At 33.6% G+C, this 14878-nt stretch carries 12 protein-coding genes and 1 pseudogene; all 13 read right to left on the bottom strand.

Annotated elements, in window-relative coordinates:
* Positions 1-53 precede the first annotated feature (53 nt).
* On the bottom strand, positions 54-1784 hold the full coding sequence (locus tag QO263_RS03325; protein ID WP_285626473.1) for an ABC transporter ATP-binding protein: 1731 nt from the start codon (positions 1782-1784) through the stop codon (positions 54-56).
* On the bottom strand, positions 1781-3598 hold the full coding sequence (locus QO263_RS03320) for an ABC transporter ATP-binding protein (RefSeq protein ID WP_285626470.1): 1818 nt from the start codon (positions 3596-3598) through the stop codon (positions 1781-1783). The genes QO263_RS03325 and QO263_RS03320 overlap by 4 nt, the downstream gene beginning before the upstream one ends.
* Positions 3599-3750: 152 nt before the next feature.
* On the bottom strand, positions 3751-4710 hold the full coding sequence (locus QO263_RS03315; RefSeq protein WP_285626469.1) for a helix-turn-helix domain-containing protein: 960 nt from the start codon (positions 4708-4710) through the stop codon (positions 3751-3753).
* Positions 4711-4933: 223 nt separating this feature from the next.
* On the bottom strand, positions 4934-5797 hold the full coding sequence (locus QO263_RS03310; protein WP_285626467.1) for a GNAT family N-acetyltransferase: 864 nt from the start codon (positions 5795-5797) through the stop codon (positions 4934-4936).
* A gap of 225 nt (positions 5798-6022) precedes the next feature.
* On the bottom strand, positions 6023-6604 hold the full coding sequence (locus QO263_RS03305; RefSeq protein WP_285626465.1) for a signal peptidase II: 582 nt from the start codon (positions 6602-6604) through the stop codon (positions 6023-6025).
* A 129-nt stretch (positions 6605-6733) separates the two neighbouring features.
* Positions 6734-9652 (bottom strand): insulinase family protein, encoded by a 2919-nt coding sequence (locus tag QO263_RS03300; protein WP_285626463.1) that lies wholly within the window; start codon positions 9650-9652, stop codon positions 6734-6736.
* 149 nt (positions 9653-9801) lie between these two features.
* Positions 9802-10506, bottom strand: coding sequence for a DUF4309 domain-containing protein (locus QO263_RS03295; protein WP_285626461.1), 705 nt, complete (start codon positions 10504-10506; stop codon positions 9802-9804).
* A 111-nt stretch (positions 10507-10617) separates the two neighbouring features.
* The gene (locus QO263_RS03290; protein WP_285626459.1) at positions 10618-11598 is read right to left on the bottom strand and encodes a ribose-phosphate diphosphokinase; all 981 of its coding nucleotides are present in this window, start codon (positions 11596-11598) and stop codon (positions 10618-10620) included.
* Positions 11599-11695: 97 nt separating this feature from the next.
* A pseudogene (locus tag QO263_RS03285) lies at positions 11696-12040 on the bottom strand (GNAT family N-acetyltransferase); the annotation flags it as partial.
* Between the two features lie 19 nt (positions 12041-12059).
* On the bottom strand, positions 12060-12488 hold the full coding sequence (locus QO263_RS03280) for a hypothetical protein (RefSeq protein WP_285626457.1): 429 nt from the start codon (positions 12486-12488) through the stop codon (positions 12060-12062).
* 234 nt (positions 12489-12722) lie between these two features.
* Positions 12723-13340 (bottom strand): lactate utilization protein, encoded by a 618-nt coding sequence (locus QO263_RS03275; RefSeq protein ID WP_285626454.1) that lies wholly within the window; start codon positions 13338-13340, stop codon positions 12723-12725.
* 691 nt (positions 13341-14031) lie between these two features.
* Positions 14032-14487, bottom strand: coding sequence for a YdeI/OmpD-associated family protein (locus QO263_RS03270; RefSeq protein WP_285626452.1), 456 nt, complete (start codon positions 14485-14487; stop codon positions 14032-14034).
* A gap of 8 nt (positions 14488-14495) precedes the next feature.
* A complete protein-coding gene (locus QO263_RS03265; RefSeq protein ID WP_285626449.1) occupies positions 14496-14837 on the bottom strand; it encodes a DUF3795 domain-containing protein in 342 nt (113 codons plus the stop codon).
* Between the last annotated feature and the right edge of the window lie 41 nt (positions 14838-14878).

Genomic DNA, 14878 nt, shown 5'->3' with positions numbered 1-14878 from the left:
AAAAAATCACCACGTAAATCTTAAAAGATTACATGGTGATTTTAGCACAATAGCTACAATGACCATCCACTTGACTCGGCTTGGATCGTCCATAACTTTTTATAAAGTCCGTCCTTCTGTATTAACTGATCATGGGTACCCTGCTCAGCAATCCTGCCATCCTCCATAACAATGATATTGTCTGCGTCTTTAATTGTTTTAAGTCTATGAGCAATTACAATAACTGTTCTGCCTGTAATCAGCTCACCAATTGCCTTTTGCACTTCAATTTCATTTTCAGGATCAAGGGAAGCCGTGGCTTCATCAAGAAGGACAACAAGAGCATCCTTTAATATTGCGCGGGCAATAGAAATACGCTGCTTTTCACCTCCAGAAAGAGTACAGCCTCCTTCCCCAACCATAGTATCAAAGCCCTTAGGAAGTCCCATAATAAAATCATAGCAGCAGGCTTTCTTAGATGCTTCAATCATTTCTTCATCTGTGGCATTTTCCTTTCCGAAACGAATATTATTACCAATAGTATCCTGAAACAAGTAGACATCTTGAAACACCATTGAAATCTTCTTCATCAGCTTTTCAGGATCAAGGGTTGATTCATCAATGCCTCCAAACATGATCTTGCCACGGCTTGGGTCATAAAACCTAGCACAAAGCTTTAATATTGTACTTTTACCACTTCCTGAAGGTCCTACCAGTGCAGTTAATGTTCCTTTTTTCATCTTTAAAGAAACATTGTGAAGAACCTCATTATCCCCATAGCCAAAGGATACATTCTCAAATACAATATCAGTACTTTTACTGGGCTCTTTATCTCCATTCATTTCTGGTTCATTCATCAAATTCAAAATACGCTCTCCTGCTTGTTCATCATAACGAAGCTCTGCATATTTCATAAGTGCAGAAGTAAGAGGATCGTATACTCTAGAACCTATGACTAAAAACATGACAAAGGTCAATACATCCAGAGAGCCGCCTACCAGCAAATAGGTTCCTGTTAAGACCATTAGAGTCAGACCTGCACGAATGAGTGTAATAGAGGTAAGTACAATAGGCCCTGTTAAAGCTTCAAAGCGAATGCATTCTTTCATTAACTTTTTGAAAGCATTATCTAAACGGATAAATTTCTCCCCTACTAAATTATAAGCCTTCATAACACGGATACCTAGTAAATATTCTTGGAGACGATTACCTGCATCTAGCTTAGATTTCATTTGCCTGTCTGCCATACGCTTTTGAAGTTTAGAGCAAGCCCATAATAAAATTATAGTGACGGGCAATGATATAAACATGGCAACAGACATACGCCAATCTATCCACAAAAGAGAAACAAAGGCAATAAGCGGCATAACCAATGCACCAAACAGCTGTGGTACAATGTGAGATACCCCAGTTTCAATCAATGTAAAGTCACCCATCATCATATTGGCCAAATCCCCTGGATCACGGCTTGTAATATATCCTAAAGGAAGCTTGCGCAGGTGTTCTGCAAGATTAGCCCTTCCCTCTGCAGAAAGTGCATAAGCATCACGGTAGCTATGACGGTATGCAGGCTTTTCAGCAATAAACATCACTATCATATAGGCAAACAAGACACCAATAATCATCCAAAGACGAGTTATATCAAGACCTATATCAGAACCATCAAAAGCACTAAATATAATTTTTATCACTTCAATAGAAAACATAAATGGAACTACATTGACCAAATTAGCCAAAATAGTAAACCCAATAGGCTTAATTATTTTTTTAGGCTGTCCTACAGTGATATTTTGAAAAATACTCATGCTTTCACACCTCCAATTTTCAATGTCCAGTCATAGGCACTAGTATAGGCTTCCCACATTCTCTGATATAAGCCTTCTGTATCCACTAAAGCATCGTGAGTACCAATTTGTTCAACTTTCCCATTTTTCAGTACAATAATTTGGTTAGCAGTTTTGATGGAGGACAGTCTATGGGCTATAATGATAACTGTCTTATCCTTAATAAGCTCTTTTAATGCAACCTGCATCTTGTACTCATTTTCTGGATCAGCAAAGGCTGTTGCCTCATCAAGGACTAGAATCGGTGCATTTTTCAAAATAGCACGAGCTACAGAAACACGCTGTTCCTCTCCTCCAGAAAGAAATACACCGCCTTCACCAATGAGTGTGTTATAGCCCTCTGGTAAGCTTTCAATAAACTCATGGCATTGTGCAGCTTTTGCCGCCTCATAGACTTCCTCTTCTGTGGCATCTGGCTTTCCAACCCTAATATTCTCAAACAGAGTATCGTAAAATAGAAATGTGTCCTGAAATACAAAGGCTACTGTGTTCATGAGCTCTTCTGTGGAGATATCCTTGATATTCACTCCGCCAATTTTGATTTCGCCAGCTGCTACATCCCAAAAGCGTGGAATCAAATTAGCAACAGTGGATTTCCCTGAGCCTGAGGGCCCTACTAAGGCAGTAATCTCCCCAGCTTTAGCTGTAAAGCTGATATTAGTCAGAGCCTCAACTCTTGTCGCTTCTGCTTTGTTCTCATAGGCAAAGGTCACATTTTCAAATACAATATCATGTCCTTGAGGCTTCTTAGGATTTAAAGTTTCTATAATTGGCTCCTCTGCATAGATTTTATCTATACGTGATACCCCTTCAAATATCTCCCTTGTACCCGAAGCCAGTAAGGTCAATTTATACAATGGAGAGGATGCACCTGGAACCATAATGATAAAAAATAGATATACAAGGGCAAAAGACATGTTATTTGGATTCCCGCTCATAATCAATAGACCAACGGGCAGAACAAATGTCAAAAATGAATTGAGTACTACTGTGAAAACTGCCATACCATTTTCAAATTTGTCACAATAAGCAACTGCCCAATCTCTGTAAGCAATTAGATCCGTATGAAATTTTTTAAATGAAAAAACAGTCTGTCCAAATACTTTGACCACGGGTATTCCTCGTACATATTGAACAGCTGAAGAATGGATACGCTCCTGTGAATCAAAATAAGCCTTCATTGTACCTTGTGCTTTTTTACCAAACATCATGGAAGCCTGCATTGCCATGCTGGCAATAAAAGCAATAATACAGGTAAATGCCATCCAGCCATTGAGGCTGAAAAATATGATAAACATGACAACAACTGTTGCTGCCACATTTACAAGATCAGGTATAGTATGAGCAACAAACAGTTCTATTCGCTCCACATCCTGCTCCAAATTCTTTTTTACAGCACCTGTTGCAGTGCTATTCAAGTATCCAAGAGACAGCTTGCTAATATGCTTTGCAAGTCCCATACGAAGCCCGTATAAAATACGAAAGGCTGCTACATGAGAGCAGATGATGGCAGCGTATAAAAGCAGCAAACCTGCAACTAGCCCAGCAAAGGCTATCCAGCCCCATTTTATCATCATGGTACTATCTAACAGAGAAATATTGCCTCTCTTTCGTAGCAATTCTCCTAAAATCTGATAAACAGATACAAAGGGTACTAGCATACAAGCTGCACTAATGGCTGCTAAAAGACCTGAAACTATCAGCAGCATCTTTTTTTCACCAGCTATCTGGAATAAGCGGGCAAGACCCTGTTTTTTCTTGACTTCTTGTTTCATATAATTTACTCCTCTCTAATAATCTTAGGTTAGTCTAGGCTAACTAACGTGCTAAAAAATATGCCTTTCGGCGCTTTTAGTAACAATATCAAAGAAGATTATAACTTTTTTAAAGATTACTTTCTACTCCAAACGGTCAGAGAATACTCCGTTTAGATGATCTTTTTCCTGTATTCAGATGGAGACATTCCCATAAGGGTTTTAAATGCGGAGGCAAATTTACTGGAATTGCTATATCCTACTCTCCCAGCAATGACAGCAACACTGTCATTACACTGACGCAGCATCACAGCAGCAGCCTGTATGCGATAGGAACGCATATAGGCATAGATAGAAGTACCATAAACTGCTTTGAAGCAAAGCTTCATGGCTGTTATAGGTATTTTAAAATGGTCAGATAATTCCTCTAACGTATTATGCTGCTCCAAGTTCTGTGTCATGTATTCCTTAATTGCCTTTACAATATCCACTTGACTTTTATGAAAATATTGTCTTTTCTCTCCTTGTTCTGCAACATCTGTAATACTAAGAAACAGCAGAAGCTCCAGCACCTTCAATTTGAAATATCCATGTTTAACCTCATCAGGCACTTTATAAAGCTCAGAGAAAATATGTTCTATAGAGTCCTTAGCACGCATGATAAAGCATTTATCTTCAGGACATAGCCTATCACGCAAGGAATAGAGGTCAATTGATATATCTACCAACACAGAAGAAATGGATTTTTCAGCCTCTTCAAGACATATTACCACAGAAACACCGTGATAATGCTCTAAGGGAAAGCATGCTTTTGCAGTTCTATTGCTTAGCATGTTTACAGCAAGATCTCCTTCCTCTAGATAGGAATAATCTCCATTTAGAAATTCGCATTCGAAGCGTCCCTCGCGGCAATGATTGATTTCCATAATATCAGAAGAGGGTTTTTTATTATGGAGGCAGTCTCCCATATGAAAATCATTATAGATCAACTCAATCCCTGGAAATACCTGATAACTAGTCATGACCCCTTCTCCATTATCATTTTTCATCTTGTATACCACACAATCATCAGTCTGTGTAATCATTTCAACTTCTGAGTCGTATATGCCCTTATCTTTTGACAATATACTCATATGTCCTCACTCTCCTCAAGCTGTTTCTATGGTCTAAAACTATAGTTCTCTGTAAATTGGTATAAGAAACTATTAAAGCTTCATGTATTTGGGCGATATGACCCTGAAAGTTATATTTCTGTTAGCGAGTTAGCTTCAACTAACTTCTTGATAATATTAATTTACCATTACAAAATAAAATTGTCAAAACACAAATGTAAAGAACATATAAAGGCACTGAACTTTATATGTTCTTTACCATTAATAAACATGGATTTTCTTTTCCCCAGATTTCAGTAAATTCTTCTAGAGGATAAAAGCCTACAGCTCTGTAAAATTTCCTTGTTTTTTTGTAGCCTTCGTCTGGATGAGAACTGCCTAGGGTTTTTACGGTTAAAAATTTTTTGTTTTGATTAATTAGTATATCTTCAGCAGCTTTTACAAGCCTTTTTCCCATGCCTCTCCCATGAAGTTCTTTTAAAATACCTACTACATAAATTTCACTAGTAAATTCATTATGGTCTTTTATTGATAAAAAGCCTACAGGTACATCTCCTATATATGCTGAGAGAAAAGCTTTATCTTTAACTCCATTAATATATTCTTTTATTGCTTCCTCTATGCCAAACCAAGTTGGTAGAGCTCTTAGCACTAATTCACAGATATCACTTTTTTCTGTGCCCTCCGAAATAGTTCTAATGTCTATATAATAATCTAAATTATTCATAGTTCTTTTTTGCATAGAATCACATCTAGCATTCCATAATTTTTGATAATCCTCATCATCTACTACTCTGTCCCTAAGGTCTCTAATAGTCTTAATTTCTTTTTTATTGCACCAATTAATACAAATCAGATATTGTAGCCAATCAAGATCATCTTCATCCCAATAAACCTTAACTTCCTCTATACCCTTTTTCATTAATGCAAATGCCCTAGTATGTCCGTCTGTAAAAAATATGTTTTTCCCAATCTTCTTTATAGGCAGGGGATCAATATCAGCTATATCTACTGAATCCAAATATTCTTCTACTTTAGATAATTTCGTTTTACTAATATATAGTTGGCTAGGTTGTATATCTTTTATGTTTCTGGTAAATACATTCATGGCTTTTCCTCCTAAGATGTCTATTTTAATACTTACTATGTGTAATGAACAGAGCCTCCAATTTTCATATATTAGATACTGTTATTGACAACATACTTTACCATATTATTCAATAACAAATCCTAAATACCTGCTACTAAATACTACATTTGAATTTTTTCAACAAAAAATCCTTGAGTTATGATATTTTATCTCCTCAAGGACTTATAGGAATCTTAAGATGCTCTACAATTCTCTTTTACTTATCCTTACTCTCTTCATCATATCCTTCTTAACAAAATTCATAAATTCTTTAATAAGAGCTATGTCTTCCTTTATTCCAGTTTTTAAGGTCTTTTTTGGATTCTGCTTGATATATACTATGACCTCCAGCACAATCATAGCAGCCCCAAGAGAAAGTAATACGTCCTTTAAGTCAAATACAAAAAATCCATGTAAGCTTATATAATCTAAGCTTCCTGACCAGAATACTCTATCTATTAGCGAGCATATACATCCAGATATAAAGAAAATAAAAGATGCATTAACGAATCTTGTACTCTTATTTTTAGCTATTGCAAATTTATATAAATAATAGATCAAAATCATACTGATGACAACTATAATGGAATTTAAGGCTTTCCCAAAGTTTAAATTAAGCAATGAACCTAAATAAGAGTACTTATCATTATGAACTGGTAAAAAGCTTATATAACCTTTTATTATAGGGACATTATAGCTCAAGAAAAAAGCAGAAATAGTCAGCTTGATAGCTTGATCTAAAAATACTAATAAAATAATTAATAGTTGCTTAACATGCTTTCTCATTAAATCCTCCAAATAATTCTAATATAGCTCCTGTACCTCAAACCAGAGCTTCTCCTTCAACTACCTTGTATCTGTGATAAGTGTAATACCATAAAAGACCTGATTTATATTCAAATCAGGTCCATTATTTTACTTCATCAATTTAACAAAATTATTAAATACCCTTTCATTTTCTTTTATCTTATTTTCATTACCCAATACGCATATATACTCTTCTTTCATTGTATCATTTAACAATGGCACGAAGGATTTTATTCTTTCAATATTTGTAGATAATACTTCATTCCTTATTTCTTGGATATCCTCCATGGTTATATTGATTATATATCTATTAGCTTGAATTTGACCCTTTCTGTAAGGAGTCATTGCTGGTTCTAAACGTGCTATTGCACCTATAATAAATTGTGTAAGCTCAGTGTCATTTAATTCTAATTTACTTATATAATCTGCCATGTTATCATATACGGACAGTGTTTCTTTAAGGTTAGGATCTCTATAGGAGTATACTGTTAGATGTCCTGCCCTTTCTAGAGAAATACCAACTCCATAGGCTCCACCCTGTGCTCTAACTCTGTTGTGCAGATAATCTCCATTTAATATGGTTTCTAGAACTCTCATACTGCCGTGATATTCATAGCCTAGTTTTTTGAAGTCATATCCCTTAGCTACATATTGAACATTGGAATTAGATAAAATACCTTCATTTAATTTTTCTTCACTAAAGCTATATTTTTCTTGAGTAAATATATCTTTATTTAATCTTTCAGTTATGATATCTAGATTATCCCTTACAGTAGTCAAATCATCATTGTCACCCGTAAAGCTTACAATTAAATTGTTTAGGTTAAATATCTTATTATATACATAATTTAAATTTGTAACTATTTCATCTTTTTTATTATCAAAGTTCTCAGCTAAATCTGATATAAACCAGAAGAAATCTAATCCTTTTAGCTTTTCAACATATCTCCAAGGTGCAGAAAAATATGAACCCACTCTACTTGTTGCAACTGAATTACCTCTTCTGAAAATATTCATTTCCATCCTTGATTTTATTTGTAGCAGCAATTCCTTAATTCTATTGTGGTCTTCCAGCTTTGTATCTAAAATTAGTTCAGCCATTAAGCTGATTAGCGTAGTTATATTATCTCCAATAGCCTTACCGCTGACAATAAACTTAGGTATGAACTCCTGAATATTATCTTCTTTTATTAATGCCTCTGTATTAAATTTAATTCCTCCTGTACTTACATAAATACTATTCGATAATTCTCCATAGGATTTATATTTTGTATCCATTTTACCTAATAATTCAGCTAATAAGTTCATATACGGAATATATTTCTCCTCAATTATAGAGCTATCAAAATATAAATCCAGATATGCTATTTTACTTGTAAATATATCATGAAACAATATGGTGAACTCATCATCTCTTATTACTTCTTGAGGAATAACCTCAGCCTTTGGATTAACATCTGATATGGCAAGCTTTGGTATTGTAGCCTTTGCTTCCTCTGTGTCGTCAGATAATTGCATATTTCTAAGGTTTACATTATCTCCTATTAGCTTCTCTAACTCCTTTTCACTTAGGGAATTTTTAAACCCATTTAGTTTTTCCTGAAGAGTTTTTTCCTTTTCCTCGGCCAAACCTTTTTTAGGTTCAATAATAACTAAAGAACTATGATTATTATTTATAAACTTTTCTTTAATATATTCTTCAAAATAATCGCTTTGAATATTTTCTCTTAATTTCTTAATTGTTTCATCATATTTTAGATGTTCAATTGGATTGCCATCATATAACCAGCTATCCATAGCTCTAATCTTGTACATTATTCCCTTTGTCGCAAAACCTGATGCTTCTCTTAAATCATACTCTACTACATTAATCGAAGCTTCTATTAGCTCCTTATCTATACCTTCTTCAACTAGTTTATTCAATGTCTTAAATATAACATCTTCAAATTCTTCTTTTTTATCTATGGAAGTATTTTTGGCAACTATGCCCATTCCGTACTGTAAGCCACCTGCGGAAGCTACAAATATATCTTCACCTATTCCAGCATCTATTAGAGCCTTCTTTAAAGGTGCTGCTTGAGAATCTATTAATATTTTTGAAATAATATCATTCATTAAATAAGATTCTAAATCAGAATTGTCTCCCAATACAAAATTCATGCTTAAATATGTCTTATTCTCAGGATTGTCATCTGATGAAATATTGTAATAATTAGTTAGCTCTCTTTTTGAAGCAAATGGTTCCTGTCTTTTAATATGGGAATTCACTTCTATTTTATCAAAATTTGATAAATAATTTTCATCAATATAAGCAAGTTGTTTTTCTATATCTCCATCACCATAAAGGAATATATAGCTATTAGATGGATGATATAATTTGCTATGAAAATTTAAAAAGGATTCATGAGTCAAATCTGGTATAGCATCTGGATCTCCACCTGAAGAATATCTATAGCATGTATCTGGGAATAAGGAACGTGAAACAGCCTCCATTAATATAGTCTCTGGAGTTGAGTATGCTCCCTTCATCTCATTATAAACTACACCCTTGTAGGTAATATTGTCTTCCTTATTAAATATTTCATGATGCCAGCCCTCTTGCATAAAAATCTCCGGTAATTCATAAATTTGGGGATAAAATACTGCATCTAGATACACATCCATCAAATTATAAAAGTCCTTTTCATTTCTGCTGGCAACAGGATATACGGTTTTATCACTAAAGGTCATGGCATTGATAAAGGTTTGCAATGAGCCTTTTACCATATCCATAAATGGTTCCTTCGTAGTGTATTTTCTAGAGCCAGCCAATACACAGTGCTCTAAAATGTGTGGAACCCCTGTATCGTCTGTTGGTGGTGTCCTAAAGCCAATTGAAAACACCTTGTTATCATCTTCATTTTCTAAATGAAGAAGTCTTGCTCCTGACTTTTCATGATAAAACAGTCTCCCTACTGATTGTAACTCGTCAATCTTACTCTCTTGGATTAGTTTAAATCCATTATAAATTTTGTTAACTTCAAACATTATATTTCTTCCCCCTTTTCCAGTAATTTTTAAGAGAAAAATCTTCTCTAGAAATCCTTTTTCACCCCCTCATAATCTTATCTCTTATATAATTGCTGATTATATAAATACATTTCAGCATATTTTCCTGTAAAAGCTGAGCTCACTAATCAGTTCTTTCCCCAAAAATAAACTACATCTACTGGTCCTTTTTCTGCATTTGAAGCAAATACAATCTCATACTCTCCTGTATCATACACAATAGTCCAACTCCCTGCCAAAAGCTCAGACTCTTCATTTTGTTCAAATGTATTTACATATGTTGGCTCTCCTAATATTGATATGATTTCATCGAAAGTCATGCCGATTTTTACGTTAAAGACTTCTTTATTTTCTTCAAAAATCCCTATACATTTTACTTCTCCATGTATTATTTCTTCATCATCTTTTTCAGCATCAGTTAAAAACAAAATATTTTTGTCATCATATCTGAAATACAGCCCTCCCAAAAAGTAATCATATTCATCTGGAAGTCCCCATTCTTCAATAATTTTATCAGTAGATGCTCCTATTCCAAAATCAATACCATCTACTTTCCCTTGAAGTGCCAATTCTAATAATGGATTGTTTTCATGTGTTATAAGCGTAACATCCCCGCTTGTCTCATTGTCATCCTCATCAGCATCAGGATTTTTACCTTCATGATCCCCATCGATTTTATCATCGTTACTAGATTTTGCTTCATCTTCATTTTGTTTATTTATTTCATTTTCTACTTCCTTTTTGTTATCATCTTTTTTATAAGCATTTCTATCACAGGCAGTTATAGTTAAAAGGCCTAATACTATGAATATCATAATTATTTTTTTACCCATAACCTTGCTCCTTTCATAAGTACTTTGACATCCTAATTTTTAGTTTCTGAAACTGCAATATGAGGGTACGGCACATATTGCTCTAAGGATTGAACATCATGCACCTTTATGCTAATCTTCTGTTTGAATTACTCCAATTGGTACTTCATCAAATAATGGACTAACTGACTCCTGTCTATGTATCCTTCTAATTGCTTCTGCAAATAATGGCGCAACTGAAATAATTTTGATTTTTCTGCTGTTTAACAGATAGGGATTACATACTGAATCAGTTGAAATAAGCTTTTCTATTTGACTATTTTCAAGATTTGCAACTCCTCTTTCATTTAATAATACATGAGATAAGCATGCAAAAATTTTCTTTACTCCACGTTTTTTCAATTCATCGGCTAAATTAATTAACGTACCTCCAGAAATAGTGAAATCATCTACAATTAATGCATTCTTACCTTCCACATTGCCGATAATATCAATTACTTTAGCGTTTTCGTCATGTCCTTCTCGTTCCTTATCGCCAATTGCAACTGGTAATTTTAAATATTTTGCATATTTTCTAGCTTCTTTCGCAAAGCCTGAATCTGGTGATACAACTACTAAATCTTCGATTTTCAAGGATTTTATGTATTCACATAATATAGGCAGAGCAAGTAAATGATCCACTGGCTTCTTAAAAAAGCCCTGAATCTGTGGACTGTGTAAATCCATTGTGACAACTCTATCTGCTCCAGCCAATTCAATACATTCTGCACATACTCTCCCTCTTATTGATACCCTTGGCTCATCTTTTTTATCTCCTTTAGCATACGAAAAATATGGCATAACAACTGTTACAGAATGTGCACTTGCTCTTTTAAAAGCATCCATCCAAAACAATATTTCAGTAAATTCCTCATTGGGACGGAGTCCAATAGATTGTACTAAATATACATCTTTATTTCTAACAGTTTCTTCAACTTTTACATAAGTATTACCCTCACTAAATGTAATAGCCTTTGATTTTCCTAACTCTGAGCCTAAATAATTGCAGACATTCTCGGCAAACTCTTTACCTGTACTTCCTGCAAATACTTTTATCTCACTTTCTACATACAATCTTATCACTCCTTGTATTGGTCTTTTAAAATCAATTGATTCTTCATAGTACTCTCATGTCCGCTCCATTCCTGAAATATGTCCTTAGGAAATATCTTTATAGCATCTTTTCCATATTAATTTGACCACGCTTTGTTTTTCTTTCGTATCCTAGCCCTTCATATAATTTAATAGCTTTTACATTGTCCGCATCGCATGCTAAGAAGCTTCTCACTGCACCATTTCTCTTTCCCCAATTAATTGCAAATGCTACTAAATTCAGTCCAATTTTTTGTGAATGATACCTAGGCTTAACTGCTACTTCTCTCATCCATAAGACTATACCTTTTTCGCTATCAAAACCATATAAGCTAATACAACATATGCCTATAACCTCATTATCCACCTCTGCTACAAATATATGTGAATCCTCAGATTCATTCCATTCTTTCATCCATTCAGAAGTTTCTCCTTTAAATCCCCTAGAATAATCCTTGCAGGCCGGAGGCTATTTTATATTCATTCTCCTTTATATTTCTAATAATCAATGAATCTGGTTGCTCTAAACATATATCTTCTAATTTATTATTCCAAAAATCTACCCATTCACTAGTAATTATAAATCCCATGTCTTCCATTTCGGAAATATAATGTTCGGGAACAAATTCTATATATACTTTTTTGATAGTTTGATCCTGAAAAATTAGATATACAGTCTTTTTTAATCCATCAAAAAAGCTTTCCTTTGAATTTGTTGCCCAATCTATGGTTGCTTTTTCATCTACCTTAGAATAAAGAAATAGACTCTCATTATTATTGATACATATTGTTGAATTAGATATATCATCAGAGTCAGCATATTCTAGAGAAGTATATTGGAACTCCTTTACTTTATCAATTATATTCTTCATATTTTCCCCCATAAATTTTGATTATTGTTGTATAAAGCCTTGCCATTACTAATGCTCTGAACTACAACACAACCCTCAGCCTTACTCATGACGGAGGAATGTAGTGCGTGATGTTCTAAACTAAAACTCTTTTGCCTCTTCAAGCTCATCACCTCTAGGCTCAATTGCTGCCATCCTTTTACCCAAAGGTTATGCAATAATCCCTTCTCCACCACCAACATCTAAAACAAAACATTAAAAACCTAATTCTTCATTTATGATAAAAAGTTTCATTCTGTCTTTTATGAACTGACCTTCTATAATAACTAAATTATAACAAACTCTTTCATCTGTTTTACAATCTACGCATTTATTTAGTTTTAAACATGGTGGATTATATCCAGCTCTTTTTGCATTTAGTGGAACTGATATATTTCTAACTCTTTGCATTGCCTCGTCTAAGGTGTCACAAATCTTGTTTTTTCCAACAACAATTATGACTTTATCTGGTCCATATATCATTGCTGCTACCCTGTTTCCACTATGATCAATATTTACTACATGTCCTTCTTTTGAAATTGCATTTGTGCCTGTTATATACCAATCAGATAATAATGATTTCTTCTTTATCAGCTCACTCTCTGCCTTGCTTTCAGTCAATGTTTTGTCAAGTACGATATTCCCTCTTTCACTTAATAGTTTTGAGATGTTCATTTCTTTTAAAGTTTTTGAATTTCCTATACCAACTGAACAATCTATGGGTATAATATCAATTATTCTATCCTTAGCCTCTTCTAATGTTTCAAAAAAAGCAACCTCTATATTTCTAGACTTAAAGTTTCTTATTATCTCAAATTCCATGCTTTTATCCATTCTCTCACCCCACATGATCTTATTGAAACCAACAAACTCAATTTAGCCAATGGTATCTAATATTCTTACATCATGTCTAAGCTGGAATCTAAAACATTACCACTTGATGATTCTTCTCTAAAGACACTTTTTTATAAGTCCTTTACTTCTTCTACATAATACAACTTTTCCCTTTAATTTTTGCAACAAAAACTTAATTTTCTACTTGTTTTAAAACCATATATAAATATTCTTTTTCTACTAACTCTTCTTAGCAACTTTTAAACTTTCATTTATTAGAAATTACTAATAATTTGCGGTATACTTTTATGAAGTTATTAACTCAACTATTCAAAAAAGGATGCTCATAGCATCCTATAATGTCTGTATAGATAGTTATTCTAATAGAACCTAATATGAAAAAATCTATTGTTTCTCCCCATGTTCTGGTTGCTTCATCGTTATTTCCCCCTATATTCTTCATTAATTTCTATAAAGAGTTGGATTTTTCCTATAAATGAAATATTTTCTACTTGACCAAATAAGAATTCAAAAGCAACACCTGTATCACTGTTTCCTATTACGTTTCTATGAAGGCTTATTATGGGCTTAGTCAGACTTGGTTTAAGTTTTAATAGGTTGTATGGTGCGGCTTTGCATAAATACTATGTTATCTGATGAATAGTGCTCTAAGGGACAGTACCTTAATTCCTTAAATGCTATTAGTTAATCTTTGTATTAGTTTTTCTAGTCTTCTTATCTTTGTTTCTTCCTTCTTCGACTCTTCAATCTTATTTATCTCTTCTCTTTTAATATAATATGGCAACTCGTTAAACTTTGAATTTGCAATTGGGTTACTTTTAATAGCCTCTAAAATATAATCTGGTATATTTAAAACTCGTTCTTGAACATCAGGCTTTAAAATTACATGAATACTATCTCCTACTTCTTTTTTGCATGCAGATTTTATTGCTTTATTATAAACCATATAATGCCCATTTCTACTGGGTAACAATGTACCTGAAAAAATATGACCGTCAATTGTAGCTTGTACATTAAATCGACTTTTGGTTCCATACTCTTCTTCTACAGAAAATGGAATATAAAATACTGTCCATTCCATTTTTCCTTCAAGTTTTTGCAAAATCGCATTAAACTCTTTGCTCATATCAATTCTCATAACCTTTCTTTAATTTGATCTAATACTTCTTTATTTTGAGGAGAGCTTTTAAATGGGATCTCAAGCTTTGAACATGGATATTCGCTACAATATCCACAATTGTCTTTACCCTTCTCAATGCCACATATCCGTACTTCACATTCGTTGCAAAACTTAGAAACAACTTTAGAATCTTTATGACAACCAGTACAGTTTATATCTTCTAGACTAACCTTGTAGTTTGGATTCGAGTATTCTTGAGAAAGCCTTATTTTCTGTTCTAAATCATTATTTTTTGTAGCTATGAATACAGGACAGTCATTACAAATCAAGCCGCAATATGAAACTATCTTATTCATTTTGTTTTCCCCCTTTTATGACCAACAAGATCAGAAATCTG

This window comes from Proteiniborus sp. MB09-C3, from assembly GCF_030263895.1.
In the GTDB taxonomy this organism is placed as follows: Bacteria; Bacillota; Clostridia; order Tissierellales; family Proteiniboraceae; genus Proteiniborus.
This window is presented reverse-complemented; position numbering and strand designations above follow the sequence as displayed.

What these genes read in the sequence shown, in the direction of transcription:
- QO263_RS03325 (WP_285626473.1), bottom strand. Translation starts at nt 1,784, where the DNA reads ATGAGTATTTTTCAAAATATCACTGTAGGACAGCCTAAAAAAATAATT.
- QO263_RS03320 (WP_285626470.1), bottom strand. Translation starts at nt 3,598, where the DNA reads ATGAAACAAGAAGTCAAGAAAAAACAGGGTCTTGCCCGCTTATTCCAG.
- QO263_RS03315 (WP_285626469.1), bottom strand. Translation starts at nt 4,710, where the DNA reads ATGAGTATATTGTCAAAAGATAAGGGCATATACGACTCAGAAGTTGAA.
- QO263_RS03310 (WP_285626467.1), bottom strand. Translation starts at nt 5,797, where the DNA reads ATGAATGTATTTACCAGAAACATAAAAGATATACAACCTAGCCAACTA.
- QO263_RS03305 (WP_285626465.1), bottom strand. Translation starts at nt 6,604, where the DNA reads ATGAGAAAGCATGTTAAGCAACTATTAATTATTTTATTAGTATTTTTA.
- QO263_RS03300 (WP_285626463.1), bottom strand. Translation starts at nt 9,652, where the DNA reads ATGTTTGAAGTTAACAAAATTTATAATGGATTTAAACTAATCCAAGAG.
- QO263_RS03295 (WP_285626461.1), bottom strand. Translation starts at nt 10,506, where the DNA reads ATGGGTAAAAAAATAATTATGATATTCATAGTATTAGGCCTTTTAACT.
- QO263_RS03280 (WP_285626457.1), bottom strand. Translation starts at nt 12,488, where the DNA reads ATGAAGAATATAATTGATAAAGTAAAGGAGTTCCAATATACTTCTCTA.
- QO263_RS03275 (WP_285626454.1), bottom strand. Translation starts at nt 13,340, where the DNA reads ATGGATAAAAGCATGGAATTTGAGATAATAAGAAACTTTAAGTCTAGA.
- QO263_RS03270 (WP_285626452.1), bottom strand. Translation starts at nt 14,487, where the DNA reads ATGAGCAAAGAGTTTAATGCGATTTTGCAAAAACTTGAAGGAAAAATG.
- QO263_RS03265 (WP_285626449.1), bottom strand. Translation starts at nt 14,837, where the DNA reads ATGAATAAGATAGTTTCATATTGCGGCTTGATTTGTAATGACTGTCCT.